Annotated in this window: 20 protein-coding genes; 5 read left to right on the forward strand and 15 right to left on the reverse strand. The window is 63.7% G+C overall.

The genetic code is table 11. The features are described from left to right. The first annotated feature begins 40 nt into the window (after positions 1-40). Positions 41-232, forward strand: a complete 192-nt coding sequence (locus B5525_RS35720) for a hypothetical protein (protein ID WP_079570606.1) — start codon at positions 41-43, stop codon at positions 230-232. Here the strand turns inward: B5525_RS35720 and B5525_RS35725 are convergent. The 4 genes from B5525_RS35725 to B5525_RS45635 all read right to left on the reverse strand — a co-directional run bounded on the left by B5525_RS35725 (position 229) and on the right by B5525_RS45635 (position 2918). Further along, on the reverse strand, positions 229-1116 hold the full coding sequence (locus B5525_RS35725; protein ID WP_079570607.1) for a DMT family transporter: 888 nt from the start codon (positions 1114-1116) through the stop codon (positions 229-231). The genes B5525_RS35720 and B5525_RS35725 overlap by 4 nt on opposite strands. Positions 1117-1167: 51 nt before the next feature. Beyond that, positions 1168-1998 carry an N-acyl homoserine lactonase family protein gene (locus B5525_RS35730; protein ID WP_079570609.1) on the reverse strand — a complete coding sequence of 277 codons (831 nt, stop codon included), beginning with the start codon at positions 1996-1998 and terminating at the stop codon, positions 1168-1170. Between the two features lie 106 nt (positions 1999-2104). Continuing rightward, positions 2105-2554: a hypothetical protein gene (locus B5525_RS35735; RefSeq protein ID WP_079570610.1), complete on the reverse strand. Its 450-nt coding sequence runs from the start codon at positions 2552-2554 to the stop codon at positions 2105-2107. Positions 2555-2627: 73 nt separating this feature from the next. Then, entirely contained in the window at positions 2628-2918 is a 291-nt protein-coding gene (locus B5525_RS45635; protein WP_079570612.1) for a hypothetical protein, read from the reverse strand. A gap of 922 nt (positions 2919-3840) precedes the next feature. On the opposite strand from B5525_RS45635, the gene B5525_RS35745 reads away from it, so the two are divergent. After that, positions 3841-4659, forward strand: a complete 819-nt coding sequence (locus B5525_RS35745; RefSeq protein ID WP_079570613.1) for a chromate resistance protein ChrB domain-containing protein — start codon at positions 3841-3843, stop codon at positions 4657-4659. 23 nt (positions 4660-4682) lie between these two features. Further along, complete coding sequence (chrA, locus tag B5525_RS35750; protein WP_079574243.1) at positions 4683-6053, forward strand: chromate efflux transporter; 1371 nt, start codon at positions 4683-4685, stop codon at positions 6051-6053. Between the two features lie 9 nt (positions 6054-6062). Here chrA and B5525_RS35755 read toward each other — a convergent pair whose 3' ends face one another. From B5525_RS35755 to rpoZ, 11 genes are all read right to left on the reverse strand, one after another. Next, positions 6063-6998, reverse strand: a complete 936-nt coding sequence (locus B5525_RS35755) for a cation diffusion facilitator family transporter (protein WP_079570615.1) — start codon at positions 6996-6998, stop codon at positions 6063-6065. 86 nt (positions 6999-7084) lie between these two features. After that, positions 7085-9340 (reverse strand): DNA topoisomerase IV subunit A, encoded by a 2256-nt coding sequence (parC, locus tag B5525_RS35760; RefSeq protein ID WP_079570616.1) that lies wholly within the window; start codon positions 9338-9340, stop codon positions 7085-7087. A gap of 85 nt (positions 9341-9425) precedes the next feature. After that, a complete protein-coding gene (recO, locus tag B5525_RS35765) occupies positions 9426-10175 on the reverse strand; it encodes a DNA repair protein RecO (protein WP_079570618.1) in 750 nt (249 codons plus the stop codon). Between the two features lie 145 nt (positions 10176-10320). Then, positions 10321-10701: a hypothetical protein gene (locus B5525_RS35770; RefSeq protein ID WP_079570619.1), complete on the reverse strand. Its 381-nt coding sequence runs from the start codon at positions 10699-10701 to the stop codon at positions 10321-10323. A gap of 39 nt (positions 10702-10740) precedes the next feature. Then, the gene (gene era / locus B5525_RS35775; protein ID WP_079570621.1) at positions 10741-11667 is read right to left on the reverse strand and encodes a GTPase Era; all 927 of its coding nucleotides are present in this window, start codon (positions 11665-11667) and stop codon (positions 10741-10743) included. Next, positions 11657-12472, reverse strand: coding sequence for a ribonuclease III (gene rnc / locus B5525_RS35780; RefSeq protein WP_079570622.1), 816 nt, complete (start codon positions 12470-12472; stop codon positions 11657-11659). Before rnc ends, era begins: the two co-directional genes overlap by 11 nt. Next, positions 12469-13227, reverse strand: coding sequence for a signal peptidase I (gene lepB, locus B5525_RS35785; protein ID WP_079570624.1), 759 nt, complete (start codon positions 13225-13227; stop codon positions 12469-12471). Before lepB ends, rnc begins: the two co-directional genes overlap by 4 nt. Positions 13228-13507: 280 nt before the next feature. After that, positions 13508-13927 carry a holo-ACP synthase gene (gene acpS, locus B5525_RS35790; RefSeq protein WP_079570626.1) on the reverse strand — a complete coding sequence of 140 codons (420 nt, stop codon included), beginning with the start codon at positions 13925-13927 and terminating at the stop codon, positions 13508-13510. Continuing rightward, entirely contained in the window at positions 13924-14712 is a 789-nt protein-coding gene (locus B5525_RS35795; protein ID WP_079574245.1) for a pyridoxine 5'-phosphate synthase, read from the reverse strand. Before B5525_RS35795 ends, acpS begins: the two co-directional genes overlap by 4 nt. A gap of 173 nt (positions 14713-14885) precedes the next feature. Next, the gene (locus tag B5525_RS35800; RefSeq protein ID WP_079570627.1) at positions 14886-17183 is read right to left on the reverse strand and encodes a RelA/SpoT family protein; all 2298 of its coding nucleotides are present in this window, start codon (positions 17181-17183) and stop codon (positions 14886-14888) included. A 316-nt stretch (positions 17184-17499) separates the two neighbouring features. Further along, on the reverse strand, positions 17500-17892 hold the full coding sequence (rpoZ, locus tag B5525_RS35805; protein ID WP_024512695.1) for a DNA-directed RNA polymerase subunit omega: 393 nt from the start codon (positions 17890-17892) through the stop codon (positions 17500-17502). 348 nt (positions 17893-18240) lie between these two features. Here rpoZ and B5525_RS35810 point away from each other — a divergent pair, with 348 nt between their 5' ends. Then, positions 18241-18873: an NYN domain-containing protein gene (locus B5525_RS35810; RefSeq protein WP_079570629.1), complete on the forward strand. Its 633-nt coding sequence runs from the start codon at positions 18241-18243 to the stop codon at positions 18871-18873. After that, positions 18851-19540, forward strand: coding sequence for a uracil-DNA glycosylase (locus B5525_RS35815; protein ID WP_079570630.1), 690 nt, complete (start codon positions 18851-18853; stop codon positions 19538-19540). The genes B5525_RS35810 and B5525_RS35815 overlap by 23 nt, the downstream gene beginning before the upstream one ends. The last annotated feature ends 92 nt before the right edge of the window (positions 19541-19632 follow it).

The following is a 19632-nucleotide window of genomic DNA, read 5'->3' on the forward strand; positions in this document are numbered from 1 at the left end:
TGCCCTTCCAATTCCGCGGCATTTCGAGCAAAAGCACGGCATGGAAAAGCAGCCCGAACCGACCGACGGATTCAAAGGCCTTGTGCGCTGGGCGACGACCCCGCCGCAATCGGTGGCGGTCTATTTTGTGATTCTTGTGCTGGTGTTGGGGATGTCGTTCTACGCGGGCACGCTCAGCCCGAAGAAGCAGGCCGGCACGGCGCTTCCGCCCGCCACCGCGCCACGCAATTAGGCTCCATAAACCTTCTTCGCCTCGGTCGTCGCGATCCAGATTCCGGCAAACACCGCGACCAGCCCGGCGACGAGGTTGGCCGTGATCGGTTCGCCGACGAGCTGCGTCGCGAGCAAGCCCGCCGCGATCGGGTTCACGGTCATGGTACTGGCGACACGCGTCGGGGTCGCGCGCTCCAGCGCCATGACCCACAGGATGAACGCCAGCGCGCCGCCGCCGACACCGAGATAGATGCCGGCAATCCATTGCGGGGGCCCGAGACTGCCGAGGGCTGTGAGGCTGCCCGTGAACGCTCCCACCACGACCAGCGCGGCGGCGCCGGCGCCCATGCCGACAGTGAGGAAACCGAGCGCGCTCGATCGCCGGATGAACGGGCGGGACCACACGTTATAAAAGGCCATGCACAGGACCGCGCCGGTCATGATCAGTTCGCCGCGCCACGCGCCTTGCGGCGCCGCCGACAGGCCGGAGGCAAGGGCTGCGATGACGCCGAGCACGGCGGCGCAGACACCGATCGTCTTCCGCAGGGTCAGCGCCTCGACCCCGAGCAGCGCGCCGACCACCATGGTGTGCAGCGGCAGCGTCGCCAGCGCGAGGCTGGCACGGGCCGCGGTCGTGTAGCCGATCGCGATGTTATAGAGGACGAAGAACAGGCCGAAGAAGCACAGCCCCAACAGCATCACGGCATGCCAATCGCGGCGCGGCGGCCAGCGCACGCCAAGCAACAATGCGATCGGCAGCAGGCAGGCAAAACCAATGCCCCAGCGCAGGATGGCGAGCGCGATCGGATCGGCATTGCCGACGAGATAGCGCGTGATCGCCGCCGCCGACCCGCCGAGGCAACTCGACGCCAGGGCGATCGCCACCCCGATCCATTCGCTCACTCCCCTGTCCCCCGTGTCTGGCCGCCTCGGCTCAGGCGGACCTGCCGCTCCCTAGTCGTAAAACTCGGGCGACATCTTCTGCCCGTCGCGCTGCGCCTTGTCGTGGTTGATCCACAGCTGCGCATGCTCCTTCGCCAGCGTGTCCGCGATCTTCTGCATCGAGGCCAGTGTCTGCTCCTTGTTGAAGTTGAGGGAAGGAACCCGGCGGTTGTCCCAATTGTCTCTGAAATGCACGGCATCGCCGGACAGAACCACCGCGCCGGTCTTCGGCAGCTTCACCAGCAGCGACTGATGACCCGGCGTATGTCCCGGCGTCGAAAGAATGGTCACGCTGCCATCGCCGAAGATGTCGCGGTCCCCTTCCAGCTCGGTAACGGGATGTCCCGGCTTGAACCGCGGCTCGTTGTTGGCACCCGGCCATTCATATTCGGCTTTCTGCACATAGAGCATCGTCGTCGTAAACAGCTCGACATTGCCGATATGGTCGGGATGGGTGTGCGACACCGCCATCGCCTTGATGTCGGCTGGCTTGACCCCGAGCTGATCGAGCTGAGCGACAAGAGTCTTCGGACGGTGCCAGTAAACCGCCTTCGGATCTGCCGGCGCCAGCCCGTTCGGCATCGCCGCCACCGCATCGGAAATGCCGGTGTCCCACAGGAACCAGCCCTGCGTGTGCTTGATGAGGTAGCAGGTGTCGACGAAGTCCATCGACTTGCCTTCGTTGACGCCGGGCGACCAGCGCGAGATGTCGCCGGCGACGCCTTCGCCGCAACTGAGAATGTAGACTTTCTCGACGCCGGGCTTGCCCGACTGCGCATGACCGGGACTTGCCGCGGAGATGGCCGACAACAGCGCAGCAACGAGAATGCTTGCTCGGTTCATGTGATCTTCTCCTTCGCCGGCAGACCTCGAATTCCACGCCGATGGCGATATTACTTCAACACGAGTTCTCCATCCAGACGCGACGCTGTGCCGACAGGAGCGATCACTATCGCGCGATCAGTTGCAGGATAAGTACGCAGGCCATGCGCGCGAAGCTGAACATATGATCGCGGCACACCGCGCGCGCCAGCCGCGACTGCTCTTCCGCCGTGTCCGTACCCATTCCCAGTCGACGGGCGTTCGGAACGGTGCGCATCATCGTAGGCACGAAACCGCTTGCCGCCAACAGCAGCGAGCCCCAGCCGATCCACCATGCGGTTTCGCGCTGCACGATCTCGGCGCAAATGGCGGCAAGTGTCAGCAGCATCACCACAGCGACGAGACGGTTCATCGGATAGGCTTCGGTGGTGACCCGGCGGTAATAGGCCGAAATCGAGCTCAGCACTTCCGGCGGCAACACATCGCCGGCGTGTTTTCGCGTCTGCACGTCGAACATCAGATCGAACCACAGGACGGCAAGCAGGAAGCCGGCGCCTGCCGCGGCGAATGCATGCATGCCACCATCCCCGGAGCGTCTTGCGACTCTATAGCAGTCCCGACCCGCCGGGAGAGGCAGAAAGCGGCGCCGCTCAAAAGACCAGCGACAAGCCCGAAAACAACAGAATCAAAAGAATGATTCGCCGGAATGCCAACTCGTTGACGCTGCGGAACATTACGATGCCAAGCAGGGTGCCGGCCGCCAGCGCCGGCAAGCTGACAACGAAGTCGACGACGAGCTTCGACGACAGGCTGCTGTGCGACAGCATCAGTGCCAGCGCAAAAATCTGCATGGCGGCGATGAACGGCTGGACCAGCCGGCACTGCTGGTTCTTCGGCACGCCGTGCATATCGCACCAGATCGTCGGCAACGCGCCCGGCATCGCCGTGAACCGCCGATCAGGCAGCCGCCAAATCCGACCAGGGCGTTCCTGCCCCGATTTTCCATCTGACGAATGCATGTCAGCGTCGGCCGAAACAACGAGTATCCCGCATACACAGCGACGACCGCGCCAAATCCCGCTCGTGGCACGTTGGTGTGTTGAAGCAGATAAACTGCGATTGGCACCCCGGTCAGCCCTCCGATGATCAGAGCCAGACTCTCCCTCCATTGAATGTTCTTGCGCAAAAGGACATCTTCGCTCCCGGCTTCCCAGTGGAGTTGACTGTTTCAAGGACGATTTGCGGAACTTTGTTCCTCAGCGATGGCGCGCCGGTCCTTTTTGCGGCATCGGCTTTATGCGCTCGATCGATGAGGTGACGATGTTGGTGAATGAACCGGGCCGCCTGGAGCCGCCGCGACTCGTGAAGGGTCTCGGAAAAGCTTGAAAAGAAGCCTCTGCCCGAATTTAGTTTTTGCTTGGAAACCACGGAAGAAACTGATGCGTCGTCGATCGGCGGGAATTGAGTATGCTTCAACGGATAATCTCAATGCTTTAAATAGCCTTTCTTCGAAAATGACATGATCGCGCAAAGCTCGTTATGAGCCGCTTCACAAGCTCGGCGATCACAATTTCGCGCGCGACGATGTGGGTTGACGGAAACTTAACGCGGAGGTCGTCCGAGCGGCGTCAATCGAATGACGGAGGCCCTGTTGTTTTCCTCGCCTCGACTTTGCGGGCAAAACCGGGAGAGATTTCTCCGATTCCGATCTGAAAATGGCGCAGTGCCGGACTGGACGCGCCGACAAAGCACATTGACAGCCCGCGCCGGTTTCGCTGTAATACGGCCATGGGGGTTATGCGATCCCCCCACGAGGCGACATGCCCAAGTATCGCGTCCCGTATCTTCCACGAGGGCGCAACCATGTCATCCCCTACAACGATATCAACAGATAAACTTGCTCGCCTGATCGGCACGGCCCATATGCCGGTGCTGATCGACGTACGTACCGACGAGGATTTTGCCGCCGACCCGCGGCTCATTCCCGGCGCGGTCAGGCGTCACCACGAGGACGTGGCCGGCTGGGGCGAGGAGTTCTCCGGACGGTCGGCCATCGTCGTCTGCCTGCGTGGGCAAAAACTCGCGCAGGGCACGGCGGCCTGGCTGAGGCACCTCCACGTCGAGGCCGAGGCGCTCGAAGGCGGCTTTGAGGGCTGGAAGGCGGCCAAGCTGCCGCTGGTGCCGACGTCGAAACTCCCCGCGCGCGATGCACAGGGCCGCACCGTCTGGGTCACCCGCGCGCGGCCGAAGATCGACCGCATCGCCTGCCCCTGGCTGATCCGGCGTTTCGTCGATCCCAATGCGGTGTTCCTGTTCGTGGCGCCGCCTGAGGTGGTCGGGGTCGGCGAGCGCTTTAACGCTGTTCCCTTCGACATCGAAAACGTGTTCTGGAGTCATCGCGGCGAACTCTGCACCTTCGATGTGATGGTCGAGGAGTTCGGTCTGGCAACGCCGGCCCTGTTGCGGCTGGCGACCATGGTACGCGCCGCCGATACCGCACGGCTCGATCTCAGTCCGGAGGCGCCCGGGCTGCTCGCGGCATCGCTCGGCCTGTCGCGGATGTATGATGACGATCTCGAACAGCTCGAGGCCGGCATCGCGCTCTACGACGCGTTCTACCGCTGGTGCCGCGATGCCACCAGCGAGACTCACAACTGGCCCACCAACAAGGCGAAGCCGTGATCGATATTGCCGCCAGCGAGACGATGAACAACAAGGCTGATGCCGGCCACGGCATCAGCTTTGGTGAGGCCTTTCGGGTCTGGCTGAGAGTCGCGACCTTGAGTTTCGGCGGCCCGGCCGGGCAGATCGCGGTGATGCACCGCATTCTGGTCGAGGAAAAGAACTGGATTTCCGAGAGCCGTTTTCTGCATGCCCTCAACTACTGCATGCTGCTGCCGGGGCCGGAAGCGCAGCAGCTCGCCACCTATATCGGCTGGCTGCTGCACCGGACCGCGGGCGGCATCATGGCCGGCGGCCTGTTCATTCTCCCCGGCATCATCGCCATCATGGGCCTGAGCTATATCTACGCCGCTTTCGGCCACGTCGGATTCGTCGAGGCACTGTTCTTCGGATTGAAGGCCGCGGTGCTGGCGATCGTGATCCAGGCCGTGGTCCGCGTCGGCAGCCGCGCGCTGCGCAACTCCGTCATGATCGCGCTGGCGGCGGCGGCCTTCGTCGGGATTTTCTTTTTTAATGTGCCCTTCCCGGTCATCATCATCGCTGCCGGCGTAATCGGTTACCTCGGAGCCAGGAGTGGACGGCCGGAATTCGCCGCCGTGCCGCATGGCGGCGGCAAGAACAGCGCCGCGGTCGACAACCTGCTCGGCGACGAATTGCCCGACCATGTCCGCCCCAGCGTTCCCCGCGCGCTGAAGGTTGCCGCGATCTGGCTGCTGTTATGGCTGGTGCCGGTCGCGGCCCTCCTGATCGGCCTCGGCCAGGCCAATGTGTTCAGCCAGATCGCGCTGTTCTTCAGCAAGATGGCGTTGGTGACGTTCGGCGGCGCCTATGCGGTGCTGGCCTATGTCGCGCAACAGGCGGTCGAGCATTATCACTGGGTGCAGCCGCGCGAGATGCTGGATGGCCTCGGCATGGCCGAGACCACGCCGGGCCCCCTGATCATGGTGTTGCAGTTCGTCGGCTTCATGGCCGCCTTTCGCGATCCCGGCACGCTGTCGCCGATGCTGGCCGGCACGCTCGGCGGGCTGTTGGCGACATGGGTGACCTTCACCCCCTGCTTCCTCTGGATCTTTCTCGGCGCTCCCTTCATCGAGACCCTGCGCGGCAACAAGGGGCTCGCGGGCGCGCTCACCGCGATCACCGCCGCCGTGGTCGGCGTCATCCTCAATCTGTCGATCTGGTTCGCGCTGCATACGGTGTTCCGGGAAACCTCGCCGGTGCACTCGTTCGGGCTGTCCTTCGACATGCCGGTGCTGTCGAGCGTCGATCTCCCCGCGCTGGTGCTGGCGATCGCGGCAGCGACCGCGATCTTCCGCTTCAACCTCGGCATGCTGACGGTGCTGGCGGGATCGTGCGCCGCCGGCGTGCTGCTGCGGCTCGCGGGGGTAATTTAGGCGCGGCGGCTAGACCACCTCGGCCGGCGCAAGCCGGCAGACGTCGCTGCCCGCCTCGATCTGCAGCGTCGCGTGCTGAATATGGAAGCGGTGGGAAAGCTGTTCACAGACGCCGTGGAGAAACGAATCGTCGTAGCCGCCGGGACGCACCAGATGCGCCGTCAGCGCGGTTTCGTTGGTGCTCATGGCCCAGATGTGCAGATCATGCACTTCGGTGATGCCTTCGAGCCCGCCGAGATAATCCCGCACGCCCGAAAGCTCGATGCCCTTCGGCACGCCATCGAGCGCGAGATTGACGCTGTCCCGCGCCAGGCCCCATCCGCTGGCGAGCACGATGGCGGCGATGCCCAGGCTGATCGCCGGATCGACCCATTGCCATCCCGTCAACATGATCACGATGGCCGCGACGACGACACCGAGCGAGACCGCCGCATCCGCCGCCATATGCAGGAAGGCGCCGCGGATGTTGAGGTCGCCATGGCGGCCGCGCATGAACAACAGCGCGGTGGCGCCATTCACGACGATGCCGAGGGCGGCGACCACGACGACGGTCATGCCGGCGACCGCAGCGGGCTCCGCGATCCGGTTGATGGCCTCCACCGCGATGCCCCCGACCGCGACCAGCAGCAGGCCCGCATTGACGAGGGCTGCCAAAATCGACGCCCGCCGGTAGCCATAGGTGTGCTGCTCCGTCGGCTGCTTGCGCGCCAGCCAGCCCGCGGCCCACGCCAGCAACAGCGAAATCACATCGGAAAAATTGTGAACCGCGTCCGAGATTAGCGCCAGCGAGTTGGCGGCGTAGCCGAAGACAAGTTCCGCCACCACGAACGCCGTATTGAGCGCGACGCCCACGGCGAATGCGAACTCGAAACGGTCCGGGGCGTGACTGTGGCCGGCATGACCGTGCGCGTGGGAATGGTCGTGATGATGGTGCTGATGGGCCATCGGTGCGTGCGACAATCGTTGCGGCGTCGTTTCAACCGCCTGCGATTATAACGCACACCAAAAGCCGAATACTATTACGCCCCTGGCTACTCCACGCCCCTGCGGAACTTGTTCGACTTCGGCAGGCCGCCCGCGAGGCGGCCGGCGTCGGCGCGGTTGCCGCGCCAGTCGGACAGTTCCTTCCAGCTCATGCTCTGCTCGCGTCCCGACGAATCCTTCCAGGTCAGTCCCGCCTTGGAATCGAAGGTGGCGACATCCGAGAGCGCAGCACTGGTGTATTTCTGCAGCCGCACGCCGCGGCCCCGCGCCATCTCCGGCACCTGGTCGAGCGGGAAGATCACCATCTTGTGGTTGGTGCCGATCACCGCAACGGTATCGCCCGTGACGGTCGCGATCGCGCGGGCCTCGTTGGGCATCTCGACGTTGAGCACCTGCTTGCCCTTGCGGGTATTGCCGACGCAATCGTCCTCGTTGACGACAAAACCCTGGCCTTCATGGCTTGCGACCAGGAATTTGCGGCCGCCGGTGTTCACGAACAGCGACACGATCGCCGCATCCTGATCCATGTCGATGAACATCCGGATCGGCTCGCCATGGCCGCGGCCGCCCGGCAGCTTTGCCACGTCGAGCGAATAGAATTTTCCGTTGGTGGCGAACAGCAGTAGCTTTGAGGTGCTCTCGGCGAAGAACGCCTGGTCGAGCTTGTCGTCGGTCTTGAAGGTCAGCCCCGAGAGATCGGCGACATGCCCCTTCAGCGTCCGCACCCAGCCCTTGTCGGAGACGACCACGGTGACCGGCTCGCGCTCGACAAAGGCTTCCTCGATCGCGGCAAGATCATGCTCCGGCGCGTCGGCGAATTGGGTGCGGCGCTTGCCGAGCGGCGTCTTCGGCCCGAACATGTCGCGAACCTTGCGCACCTGATCGCCGACCTTGGCCCATTGCTCGGTCTCTGAGCCGAGCAAGGTCTTGATGCCCTTCAACTCGCCCCGAAGGTTCTTTTCTTCGGTGCGGATCTCGAATTCCTCGAGCTTGCGCAAGCTGCGCAGCCGCATGTTGAGGATGGCGTCGGTCTGGACTTCCGTCAGCTTGAACGCTTTCATCAGCTCCGGCTTCGGTTCGTCCTCGGTCCGGATAATTTTTATGACTTTGTCGATGTTCAGATAGGCGATCAAATAGCCGCCGAGCACCTCAAGCCGGTTCTCGATCTGGGTCTTGCGGTAGTTGGAGCGGCGCACCAGCACGTCGCGCAGATGGTCGAGCCATTCGCGCAGGCACTCGGCGAGCCCCAGCACCTTCGGCACGCGGCCCTTCACCAGCACGTTGAGGTTCAGCGGAATCCGGCTTTCCAGCTCGGTCAGCCGGAACAGCGATTCCATCATCAGTTCCGGATCGACCGCGCGCGACTTTGGCTCGATCACGAGGCGGATGTCCTCGGCGGATTCGTCGCGCACCTCGCCGACCAGCGGCAGCTTCTTGCTGTCGTTCAGTTCGGCGATCTTCTCGACCAGCCGGTTTTTCTGCACCAGCCAGGGAATCTCGGTGACGACGACCACCCAGGTGCCGCGCGCGCCCTCCTCCTGGACCCATTTGGCGCGGGTGCGGAACGAGCCGCGCCCGGTCATGTAGGCTTCGGCGATGCTTTCCTTGGAATCGACGATGATGCCGCCGGTGGGGAAATCCGGACCCTTGACCCATTTCAGCAGCGCCTTCGACTTCGCCTCGGGCTTGTCGATCAAATGAAGAGCTGCGTCGCACAGTTCGGCCGCGTTATGTGGAGGAATCGAGGTCGCCATGCCGACCGCGATGCCCTGCGCGCCGTTGGCGAGCAGGTTCGGAAAGCCGCCGGGCAGCACGACCGGCTCTTTCGACTGGCCGTCGTAATTGGGGCGGAATTCGACGCCGTCCTCGTCGATGCCGTCGAGCAGCAGCCGCGCGACATCGGTCATGCGCGCTTCGGTATACCGGTAGGCGGCCGGGTTATCGCCGTCGATATTGCCGAAATTGCCCTGGCCGTCGACCAGCGGATAGCGCGCGGAGAAATCCTGCGCCAGCCGTACCATGGCGTCGTAGATCGCCTGGTCGCCATGCGGATGGAACGAGCCCATCACGTCGCCCACGATCTTTGCCGATTTCTTGAACGGCGTGCCCGGATCGAGCCGCAGCAGCCGCATGCCGTAGAGGATGCGGCGATGCACCGGCTTTAACCCGTCGCGGGCGTCCGGCAAGGCGCGATGCATGATGGTCGAGAGGGCATAGGCGAGATAGCGCTCTTCCAGCGCATCCCGCAGCATGACCTCGTGAATTTCGGCCGGCTCTTCCGGCGGTAATTGTCGTTTTCCCATGGGGAGGCGTTAAACCCTGGCGGTGAATCGGGCAAGACCGCGATTAAGACCGCGAATCAGCAGCAATTTAGGCGGTGCGGGGGCGTTACGGAACCGCCGCTTTCGCCCGAAATTTGGTCACGGCGTTGATAAACCCGTCGCGGGCGTCGGAATGGCCCTGCCCGCGCGGTTCCAGCACATGGCGAAGCAGGAATAATCCGGTGAGTTGAAAGCCGTCCTGCAGATCCTGGTCCGACCAGCCGTTGGTGCCGCCCTCGCCCTGGCGCAGGAAGGCCGGCAGCCGCAGCAGCCGGTCGCGCCAGGGATCGCCGGCCACGCGCGACACCGCGCCGCCGGATTTCGGCGAAACATAAATCAGCTCGCTGGTCGCCCCGGTCGCGGCACAGGTTTCCAGATCGAGCCCGAAGCCGAGTTCGGCCAGCATTGCGAGCTCGAACCGGATCAGATGCGCGGCGGCCTCGCCGATGTCGTCGAAATCATCCAGCGTGCGCTCCAGCATCTCGTAGATTTCCTCGTGCGGATCACGCTCCGGCAGCAACCGGGCCAGCGAGGCGAGATGGGTCACGCCGTAGACCGCATGCGACGAGGCCAGCACGGTGGCCGCGCGGAGCCTGGTGCCTTCGATCTGGTAGGTGCCGAGATGCTCGTCGAGCCGCGCCCGCCATACCGCGGTGACGCTGTTGCCGGGCTGCAGCAGAGGCCGCATCCGCGAACCCGCCCCGCCCCGCACCAGGCCGAGGTGCCGGCCGTGGCCGCGCGTCAAGAGCTCGACGATGGCCGATGATTCGCCATGCCGCCGCACCCCCAGCACGATGCCTTCGTCGGTCCATTCCATGGGGAGAGTTTACAGGATTCCAGCGAGGCGCGCAGCTATCTCCGCCGTCATTCCGGGGCGCATCGAAGGTGCGAACCTCGGATGTGCACCTGCTTCATCGGGGTTCGATGCTTTCGCATCGCCCCGGAATGACGATGCAAAGCGCTTACGCGTTGAACCAGCCCACGGCGTCGCCGGTGAAGGAAAAATACAGCCCTGCCGCGGTCAGCGCGCAGGAGACGACCTCGATGGCGCTGTCGAGCTGAACGCCGCTGTCGCCGATCACCTGCACCAGCGAGATCACGGACAAAACGAGCGCCGCCGCCAGCACCCAGCGCGGCCAGTTCTTCCTCTGCTGGGCGGCGAGCCAGACCAGAAACACCAGGAGCAGGATCATGCCGCCCGCCATCACGGTCGCGACCATGATCATGGATTCCGTCATCTCGCCGCTTGGCGTGCGGTCCTGGAACGCGACCGACAGCGCGTCCAGCGTCAGCGACAGATACAGCAGCACTTCAAACCACAGCACGTTCTTGGGTACGTTCATCGCGGGCCGGTCATTTCTTATTATTTGTTTATTTCTCGATCATTCCCTGGGGAACTCAAGTCCCATCTCACGGTAGCGGTCGGGATCGTCGCCCCAGTTTTCGCGTACCTTGACGAACAGGAACAGGTGCACTGGCACGCCCACGATCTCGGCGAGCTCCTTGCGCGACTCCGCGCCGATCGCCTTGATGGTGGCGCCGCCCTTGCCGAGCACGATCTTGCGCTGGCTCTCGCGTTCGACAAAGATCGTCTGCTCGATGCGAACAGATTTGTCCTTGCGCTCGGTCCAGCTGTCGGTCTCGACGGTGGATTGATACGGCAATTCCTGGTGCAGCTTGCGGTAGATCTTTTCCCGCGTGATCTCGGCCGCCAGATGCCGCATCGGCGCGTCCGACATCTGGTCCTCGGGATAATGGAACGGTCCCGGCGGCACCATTTCGGAAAGCTTCCGGCGCAAATCGTCGACGCCGTCACCCGACAGCGCCGAGACCATGAAGGTACTGGCAAAGCCGAGCCGCTCATTGGCGGTCTTGGCGAGCGCCAGCAGCTTTTCGCGCGGCACCAGATCGATCTTGTTCAGCACCAGGATCTTCTCGTGCTTGACGGTGGCGACCTTGGCGAGGATCGCGTCGGCTTCCTCGTCGATGCCGGCCTTGGCGTCGAGCAGCACGCAGACGAGATCGGCGTCGTGCGCCCCGCTCCAGGCGGTCGACACCATGGCGCGGTCGAGCCTTCGCTTCGGCGAGAAGATCCCGGGGGTGTCGACCAGGATGATCTGCGCGTTGTTTTCGATCACAATGCCTCGGATCAGCGCGCGCGTGGTCTGCACCTTGCGCGAGACGATCGTGACCTTGGAGCCGACCAGCGCGTTGACCAGCGTGGACTTGCCGACATTGGGGGCGCCGATCAGCGCGACAAAGCCGCACGCGGTGGCGGGTGCTGCGCGTTCTTCGGGGTTATCCGTCATTGCTGCCGCCGGCGACGCCTTCGCGCGCGATCATCGCGGACGCCGCGACCTTTTCTGCGGCCCGCTTGCTGCCGCCGACGCCTTCGGCCGGCTCCAGGCCGGGCAGATCCACCGCGACACGAAACTGCGGATCGTGATGCGGCCCGGTACGCTCGATCTCGCGGTAAACCGGCGTCGGCAGTCCCTTGCCTTGCGCCCATTCCTGCAGCACGGTCTTCGGATCGCGCAGGGGCCGCCGCGGCTTGCGCATCCGCTCGGTCCAGTTGCGCTCGACGAACTGCGCCGCGGCGGAATAGCCGCCGTCCAGGAACACTGCGCCGATCACCGCCTCGCAGATGTCGCCGAGCACGGATTTGCGCAGGCGCGCGCTGGCGCTGGCCCCGACCTGGCCGAGCTTGATGTCATCGAACAGCCCGAGCGATTTCGCGACGTCCGCGCAACTCTCCTTGCGTACGAGATCGGCCAGCCGTTTCGACAGTTCGCCTTCGTCGGCGTTAGGAAAGGCGCGGTACAGCATGTCGGACACAACCAGTCCGAGCACGTGGTCGCCGAGGAATTCGAGCCGCTGATAGCTGTCGCCGCGCTTGCGCGCCGGCTTCAGCGCGGAAACATGGGTGAAGGCGGTCGTCAGCAAGGCGGGATCGGTAAATTTGTGCCCGATCCGCCCCTCGAGCGCCGCGGTGGCCGCCCTGGCGCTGACCTTCTTGCGCGTCTTTTTCACCGCCACGGGTTCGTGGCTGACGTCAGGCTGAGAGCTTGATTCGCCTGACGCTCCGGTCTGGATGTCCGGTGTTTCGTCGTTCATCGCACGATTTTAAATATGCGATTCCAGCGCACCGCGGTGGGCCAGCGCCAGAACATCCAGGCGTGCTCGCCTTCGGCAATGGAAAAGAAAATCATTTGCGCACGGCCGACGATGTTCTCGAACGGCACGTAGCCGACCGCCGACAGCACCCGGCTGTCGGTCGAGTTGTCGCGGTTGTCGCCCATCATGAAGAAGTGGCCGGGCGGCACGTTGTAGACATTGGTGTTGTCGTAAAATCCGTTGTCGACGCAATCCAGCGATTCATAGCTGACGCCGTTCGGCAGCGTTTCCTTCCAGCGCTTCACCCGCGCGGTGGCGTCGGACCCGCAAGGATCCTCGCCGATGAAATCGCTCAGCCGCTCGCGTTTGACCGGCACGTCGTTGATGTAGAGCAGCCCCTCCTTCATCTGGATGCGGTCGCCGGGCAACCCGATCACGCGCTTGATGTAGTCGGTGGTGTCGTCCTTGGGCAGGCGGAACACGACGATATCGCCGCGCGACGGCTCGGAGCCGAAGATCCGGCCCGAAAACAACGGCGGCGACAGCGGGATCGAATAATGGCTGTAACCGTAGGAATATTTCGAGACGAACAGATAGTCGCCGACCAACAGCGTCGCCTTCATCGAGCCGGACGGGATGTTGAAGGGCTGGAACAGGAAGGTGCGGATCACCAGCGCGATCAGCAAAGCGTGGATGATGACGCGGACGGTTTCACCCAAGCCGCTTTCAGTCTTTGTTCCGGATGTCACGCTCATCGCTTTCCCAATTCCCCGCAGCGTTTGTTCCCGCACGGTGGCAGAGCATTTTCCTCACGCGGAAAGCTCATCGCTTCGCGCCAAGAAAGTGCTCCTGATTCTGATTTGAAAGCCAATCCCGGCGCAAACCTGAATTCGCTCTGGCCTCGATCCAACCTGCGGCGTTTTAGACCGTTGTTCGCAGCCGCGCAATCAACGGCCGCATCAAAACTTTCTAATCCATTGAAAAATATTGGATTTTTAGTTTTTAGCAGTCCGTCGGCCGAACCGCCCCGACGCGTCACGGTTTGCCCGCAGCGACCGCCGAAATTATGACGAAGGCCTGTGCCAAGGGCCAGTCATCAGTGATCGAGAGGTCGATCCGCGCCTCATGGCCTTCCGGCGTCAGCGCCTCGAGCCGGGCCAGCGCCCCGCCCGTCAGCTGCATGGTCGGCCGGCCCCCCGGCAGGTTGACCACCCCCATATCCCGCCACCACACGCCCCGCCGGATACCTGTGCCGAGCGCCTTGGAGCAGGCCTCCTTGGCGGCGAAGCGCTTGGCATAGGTCGCCACCACCATGTTCTCGTTCTTGGCCCGGCGCCCGGCTTTGGCGCGCTCGGCCTCGGTGAAAATGCGGTCGAGGAACCGGTCGCCATGGCGTTCGATCACCTTGGCGACGCGGCGGATGTCGATCAGGTCGGAGCCGATGCCGATGATCATGCTTTGCCTGTAAGGGAGTGATTCGCCCCGGCGGCCTTGCCGCGGCCGCGATCCATCGCAGCCCGCATCGCGCGGACCGTCTCGGCAAGGCCAACGAACAGCGCCTCCCCGATCATGTAATAGCCGATGTTGAGCTCGGCGATCACGGGAAGGCCCGCGATCTTCTCGGCGGTCGCATAATCGAGCCCGTGACCGGCGTGGACTTCAAGGCCTACCGAGCGCGCCAAGGCGGCGCCAGCGACGATGCGGTGCCATTCCGCGTCCGCCTTCGCCGCATGGCCGTCGACAACGGCGTCGCACCAGGCGCCGGTATGGATTTCGATCACCGGCGCGCGCAGCTTTGCCGCCATCTCGATCTGGCGCGGATCGGCGGCGATGAACAGCGACACCCGGATGCCGGCCTCGTTCAGCCGCGCGATGAAGGGGGCCAGCGCATTGTGCTGCCCGACCACGTCGAGGCCGCCCTCGGTGGTGAGCTCCTCGCGGCGCTCCGGCACAAGACACACCGCGTGAGGTTTTGTGGCGAGCGAAATCCGCAGCATGTCTTCGGTCGCTGCCATCTCGAAATTCAGCGGTTTCGAGATCTCGGCCTTCAGCCGCGCCATGTCGTCGTCGCGGATGTGACGGCGATCCTCGCGCAAATGCGCGGTGATGCCGTCGGCGCCGGCCTCGATCGCCAGCAGCGCCGCGCGCACCGGATCGGGATTGCGCCCGCGCCGCGCGTTGCGCAGGGTGGCGACGTGATCGACATTGACTCCGAGGCGGAGCGGAGGAGGTGTAGCCATGACCATCTTTCGGCAAGCCTTGCAGCAGAAAAGGTCCTCATCCCCGGATGAGCGCATTTGCGCTCACTCGGGAGGAGCGGCCGCTTGGCCGCGCCTCGAACGATGAGAGCAGTGTGGCCTCATGGTGCGAGACGCGCGCAAGAGTGCGCTCCTCACCAGGAGGAAGAGTCATTCTACCCATTGACGCGCTCGACCCGGGCGACGACGGCCTTGGCGCGCAACTGGGCGATAATAGCGCTGAGATGCTTGAGGTCATAGACCTCAAGATCGATGGTCAGCTCCGTGAAATCGGGCGAGCGGCGGAACATGCTGATATTGTCGATATTGCCGTCGTGCTCGGCGATCACGGTGGCGACCTGGGCAAGGCTTCCGGGCTCGTTGACGTTGTCCACCGTGATCCGCGCCGGAAAGCGCTGCGGCGTCGATTCGTCGACATCCCAGCGGACGTCAAGCCAGCGCTCCGGCTCCTCCTCGAAATCCTTCAGCGCTGGCGATTGGATCGGGTAGATGGTGATGCCCTCGCCCGGCGTGACGATGCCGACGATGCGGTCGCCCGGCACCGCGCCGCCGTTCGGCGCGAATTTCACCGGCAGATCCGAATTGATGCCGCGCACCGGGATCGCCGACGGGCTGCGCGAGGGATCGGGCGGCGATTTCAGCTTCAGCTTGACCGCAAGGCTGCTCTTCTTGGCGCCATAGCGTGCGACCCGCTCTTCCTTGTAATCGGGATACATCGCGCGGGCGACGTCGGAGGCCTTCATTTCGCCGCGCCCGACCGCCGCCATCACGTCGTCGATCGAGACGCGCGCCAGCCGTGGCAGCGCGCCCTTGAGCTTGTCGTCGGCGTATTCGATCTTGGCGCGCACGAACAGGCGCTCGACGATGCGGCGGCCGAGCCCGGCATATTGATCGCGGACCGCGGTGCGGGTCGCCCGCCGGATCGCCGCCCGCGCCTTGCCGGTCACGGCCAGCGATTCCCAAGCCGACGGCGGCGCCGACTGGGCTTCCGAGGTCAGAACCTCGACCTCGTCGCCGTTCTGCAGTTCCGACGACAATGGCGCGAACTTGCCGTTGATCTTGCAGCCGACCGCCGAGTTGCCGACGTCGGTGTGCACAGCATAGGCGAAGTCGATCACATTGGCCTGGCGCGGCAGCGCGATCAGCTTGCCCTTCGGGGTAAAGCAGAACACCTGGTCGTGGAACAGTTCGAGCTTGGTATGCTCGAGAAACTCCTCCGGATTGGCGCTGTCCGACAGGATCGCGATGGTGTGGCGCAGCCAGGCAAAGGCATTGGATTCGCGCTTCAGGAGTTCGGTCGGCGAGCCCACGCCGTCCTTGTAGAAGGCGTGCGCGGCGATGCCGAATTCGGCGATCTGGTCCATCTCCTCGGTGCGGATCTGCAGTTCGACGCGCTGATTGCCGGGACCGATCACGGTGGTGTGGATCGAGCGATAATCGTTCTGCTTCGGGGTCGAGATGTAATCCTTGAACCGGCCCGGCACCACCGGCCAGGTGGTGTGCACGACGCCGACCGCGCGATAACAGGACTCGACGTCCTTCAGCACCACGCGGAAACCGAAGATATCGGACAATTGCTCGAAGCCGACCGACTTGCGCTCCATCTTGGTCCAGATCGAAAACGGCTGCTTGCGCCGGCCGGAGACCTGCGCGGTCAGTCCGTTCCGCAGCAAATTCTTGGAGAGCTGGCTTTCGATCTCGCCGATCAGGTTTCGGTTGCGCTCGGCCAACGAATCCAGCCGCTGCTTCACCACCGTATAGGCTTCCGGATCAAGCGTGCGGAACGACAGATCCTCGAGTTCTTCCCGCATCTCGTGCATGCCCATGCGGCCGGCGAGCGGCGCATAGATGTCGAGCGTCTCCTCGGCGATCCGCTGCCGCGAGGCCGGCGGCACGAATTCCAGCGTGCGCATGTTGTGCAGACGGTCGGCGAGCTTGACCAGCAGCACGCGGACGTCGTCGGAGATCGCCAGCAGCAGCTTGCGCAGGTTCTCGGCCTGCTTGGCTTCGCGCGACACCAGCTCCAGCCGCTTCAGCTTGGTGAGCCCCTCCACCAGCGCGCCGATCTCGGGCCCGAAGATGTGGTCGATTTCGGAGCGGGTCGCCTCGGTATCCTCGATGGTATCGTGCAGCAGGGCGGCGACGATGGTGGCATCGTCGAGCTTGAGGTCGGTGAGGATCGCCGCGACCTCGAGCGGATGCGAGAAATAGGGGTCGCCGGAGGCGCGGGTCTGGGTGCCGTGCGCCTTCATGGCGTAGACATAGGCGCGGTTCAAAAGGTCTTCATTGGTATCCGGGTTGTAGGAGCGGACGCGCTCAACCAGGTCGTATTGCCGCATCATCCGCGAACGCGACGATTTGGCCGGCTTCACCGGCGCAGGCGCGGCGGGCGCCACGGCGACCGATTCGGTCGCGGCCTGCATCTGGGGTGCGCTGCGGCGCCAATACGCCATCAAATCCTAGCCTTCATGTGCGGACCTCAATCGTCCGCTTCACAACTAACGGGATAAACCTAGTTCCTCTCACGCTAGAGAGCCCCATTCTAGGCCACGAAAACGCTGGTTTTAGGACACAACGGGGTCAGTATGACGCCAATCCGGCATTTCCCCGATCAAATCGGGGTCAGCCGCGCCGGAATCCATCCGTGCCCGTGATGGACCCATGGTAACCACGAAAACGTCAACAAAAGCAAAGGCCCGGATCGATGTCCGGGCCCTGGATCAGATTGGCGGGGTGAAGACACCCCGGGATTGCAAGCCTTCCGGTCGACTACTCGTCTTCTTCGGGCTGCTCTTCCGGCGGCGCCAGACCCTCGAGGCCCTTCAGCAGTTCCTCTTCGGTCATCCGTTCGACGGCGACCTCGGTGTCGTCAGCGTCGACACTAGCGCCGGCCGAGCCGATCAAAGGCACGGTATCGGGTTCGGGCTCGTCCACCTCGACGAATTTCTGCAGCGAATGGACCAATTCTTCGCGCAAATCCTCCGGAGAAATGGTGGAATCGGCGATTTCACGCAGCGATACGACCGGATTTTTATCGTTATCGCGATCAACCGTGAGTTGGGAGCCGGATGAGATCATGCGGGCGCGGTGCGCCGCCAACAGGACCAGGTCGAACCGGTTGTCGACCTTGTCAATGCAATCTTCTACGGTGACGCGCGCCATCGACTGTCGCCTTCGCTAATGGGACCGAATATGTTGATTATGGCTGGTAGTTATAGGCACCAGCGCCTTTGCGCAAGACCATTTTGTGATTTGCGTTCCCATTCGGCTCTGGTAACCCCTGCTTCGGGGCCAGAAGGCCGGAACGTCCAGCGACATGGCAACAGCCGTCCAGGACAAGAATTCGCTTCATGGCGATGTGAAAGTATTGGTCTTTTCGCCCTTGGCATACCATATTTGTGGTGGTGTTTGTCGGGGCCAGATTCACCGAACTTTAAGGCAAGCAAATCTTGGAGATGCGCGGTCGGTTGCCGCTGCGCCAAAAACGTTAACAACAACGCGAGAAACTGAATGTCCCCTTCCTCGACCAACAAGATCGCGCTCTTTATCGATGGCGCCAACCTCTACGCGACGGCCAAGACACTCGGTTTCGATATTGACTACAAGCGCCTGCTCAAGGAATTCCAGAGTCGCGGGACGCTTCTGCGCGCGTTCTACTACACCGCGATCATCGAAGATCAGGAGTACTCGTCGATCCGTCCCCTGATCGACTGGCTGGACTACAATGGCTATACCGTGGTCACCAAGGCGACCAAGGAATTCATCGACGCCAGCGGCCGCCGCAAGGTCAAGGGCAACATGGATATCGAGCTCGCGGTCGACGCCATGGAACTCGCCGAGCATGTCGACCAGATCGTGCTGTTTTCCGGCGACGGCGATTTCCGCTCGCTGGTCGAGGCGGTGCAGCGCCGCGGCGTGCGGGTCACCGTGGTCTCGACCATTTCCAGCCAGCCGCCGATGATCGCCGACGAGCTGCGGCGCCAGGCCGACGTCTTCACCGATCTGGTGGAGCTGCAATCCAAGCTTGGCCGCGATCCATCCGAGCGCCCCGCCCCGCGCGAGCCGCGCCACCACGCGCCGCAATTCCTGCAGCGCGCGACCACGATGGCGCCGAGGGGCGATGACGACGATTTCGACGACTGAAAACGACAGGGCCAGCGGCCGGCCACGGCCCGCCCTCCTCGAGACCCAACCCGATCGTAATTGCCCGCTCTGCCCGAGGCTCAAGAGCTTCCGCGAGGAAGCGCGTGCACGTCATCCGGACTGGTTCAACTCGCCGGTGCGGTCGTTCGGCGACCCTAACGGACGGCTCCTGATCGTCGGCCTCGCGCCGGGGATGCAGGGCGCCAACCGAACCGGGCGTCCCTTCACCGGCGATTTCGCCGGTGACCTGCTCTACGCCACCCTGATCGAATACGGCTTTGCCAAAGGCGTCTACCAGGCCCGGCCCGACGACGGCTTGAGGCTGGTCGATTGCCGGATCAGCAACGCGGTGCGTTGCGTGCCGCCGCAGAACAAGCCGATGCCCGCCGAGATCAACACCTGCCGGCAATTCCTCATCACGGCGCTGGCGTCGCTGCCACGCCTGCGCGCGATCGTGGCACTCGGCCGGGTGGCGCATGAATCGACGCTGAAGGCGCTCGGCCTGCGCAGTGCCGCGGCCCCATTCGCGCATGGCGCGATCCATCAGGCCGGCGTGGTAAAGCTCTACGACAGCTACCACTGCTCCCGTTACAACACCAATACGCGGGTGCTGACGCCGGACATGTTCCGCAGCGTGTTCGCGAAGGTGAAGGCGGATCTGGACTAGGGAGATCTCCACAGCGGCGGCCGTAGGGTGTGGGGTGTGGGCAGAGCGAAGCCTACCCACCATCTTCGCAGCATCTCGAGGACGGTGGGCAC

It is taken from the genome of Bradyrhizobium erythrophlei (assembly GCF_900129505.1).
GTDB lineage: Bacteria > Pseudomonadota > Alphaproteobacteria > Rhizobiales > Xanthobacteraceae > Bradyrhizobium > Bradyrhizobium erythrophlei_D.

What these genes read in the sequence shown, in the direction of transcription:
- B5525_RS35720 (WP_079570606.1), top strand. Translation starts at nt 41, where the DNA reads ATGGAAAAGCAGCCCGAACCGACCGACGGATTCAAAGGCCTTGTGCGC.
- B5525_RS35730 (WP_079570609.1), bottom strand. Translation starts at nt 1,998, where the DNA reads ATGAACCGAGCAAGCATTCTCGTTGCTGCGCTGTTGTCGGCCATCTCC.
- B5525_RS35735 (WP_079570610.1), bottom strand. Translation starts at nt 2,554, where the DNA reads ATGCATGCATTCGCCGCGGCAGGCGCCGGCTTCCTGCTTGCCGTCCTG.
- B5525_RS45635 (WP_079570612.1), bottom strand. Translation starts at nt 2,918, where the DNA reads ATGCCGGGCGCGTTGCCGACGATCTGGTGCGATATGCACGGCGTGCCG.
- B5525_RS35745 (WP_079570613.1), top strand. Translation starts at nt 3,841, where the DNA reads ATGTCATCCCCTACAACGATATCAACAGATAAACTTGCTCGCCTGATC.
- chrA (WP_079574243.1), top strand. Translation starts at nt 4,683, where the DNA reads ATGAACAACAAGGCTGATGCCGGCCACGGCATCAGCTTTGGTGAGGCC.
- B5525_RS35755 (WP_079570615.1), bottom strand. Translation starts at nt 6,998, where the DNA reads ATGGCCCATCAGCACCATCATCACGACCATTCCCACGCGCACGGTCAT.
- parC (WP_079570616.1), bottom strand. Translation starts at nt 9,340, where the DNA reads ATGGGAAAACGACAATTACCGCCGGAAGAGCCGGCCGAAATTCACGAG.
- recO (WP_079570618.1), bottom strand. Translation starts at nt 10,175, where the DNA reads ATGGAATGGACCGACGAAGGCATCGTGCTGGGGGTGCGGCGGCATGGC.
- B5525_RS35770 (WP_079570619.1), bottom strand. Translation starts at nt 10,701, where the DNA reads ATGAACGTACCCAAGAACGTGCTGTGGTTTGAAGTGCTGCTGTATCTG.
- era (WP_079570621.1), bottom strand. Translation starts at nt 11,667, where the DNA reads ATGACGGATAACCCCGAAGAACGCGCAGCACCCGCCACCGCGTGCGGC.
- rnc (WP_079570622.1), bottom strand. Translation starts at nt 12,472, where the DNA reads ATGAACGACGAAACACCGGACATCCAGACCGGAGCGTCAGGCGAATCA.
- lepB (WP_079570624.1), bottom strand. Translation starts at nt 13,227, where the DNA reads ATGAGCGTGACATCCGGAACAAAGACTGAAAGCGGCTTGGGTGAAACC.
- acpS (WP_079570626.1), bottom strand. Translation starts at nt 13,927, where the DNA reads ATGATCATCGGCATCGGCTCCGACCTGATCGACATCCGCCGCGTCGCC.
- B5525_RS35795 (WP_079574245.1), bottom strand. Translation starts at nt 14,712, where the DNA reads ATGGCTACACCTCCTCCGCTCCGCCTCGGAGTCAATGTCGATCACGTC.
- B5525_RS35800 (WP_079570627.1), bottom strand. Translation starts at nt 17,183, where the DNA reads ATGGCGTATTGGCGCCGCAGCGCACCCCAGATGCAGGCCGCGACCGAA.
- rpoZ (WP_024512695.1), bottom strand. Translation starts at nt 17,892, where the DNA reads ATGGCGCGCGTCACCGTAGAAGATTGCATTGACAAGGTCGACAACCGG.
- B5525_RS35810 (WP_079570629.1), top strand. Translation starts at nt 18,241, where the DNA reads ATGTCCCCTTCCTCGACCAACAAGATCGCGCTCTTTATCGATGGCGCC.
- B5525_RS35815 (WP_079570630.1), top strand. Translation starts at nt 18,851, where the DNA reads ATGACGACGATTTCGACGACTGAAAACGACAGGGCCAGCGGCCGGCCA.